Annotated in this window: 1 pseudogene; it reads right to left on the reverse strand. The window is 37.6% G+C overall.

The features are described from left to right. Nucleotides 1-122: 122 nt before the first annotated feature. Nucleotides 123-442, reverse strand: a pseudogene (locus F6K64_RS33285) (hypothetical protein); the annotation flags it as partial.

Consider the following 442-nt stretch of genomic DNA (forward strand, 5'->3'; position numbering starts at 1 on the left):
AAATACGTTCTCTAATATTTCCATTTTCTTCTATTTTTAAGGCTTTTTGAAGTATTGTTTTTTGCTGTCAGATAATTTTTTGCTGGCATATTTCCTATTATTGGGTTATTTATTAATTTTTATTATACCAATTTAAATGCCGAACAGCTTATTGTTTCAGATATCTTTGAAGGAATCGTTCCAAATCGTAGTTGGAGTATTCGCTCCAAGTTAGCACGACGTTCTTGTTGAATGCCTTCTAATATCCCCTCTTCTCTACCCTGTTTTATGCCCTCTTCTCTGCCCCTTAATTCTCCGACTGCCTCTGCCCCTTCTAGCATACTAATTTCATACCGTTTATCTTCCAGATATTTCTGATAGGCTGCCTTTTCTGTATTTGGTAGACTCTCAATCCTCAGGTTTTCCTTGGCTTGGGCTAATCCCCTGGCTTGGAAGTCTTCCT

The sequence above is a fragment of the Moorena sp. SIO3A2 genome, from assembly GCF_010672265.1.
In the GTDB taxonomy this organism is placed as follows: Bacteria; Cyanobacteriota; Cyanobacteriia; order Cyanobacteriales; family Coleofasciculaceae; genus Moorena; species Moorena producens.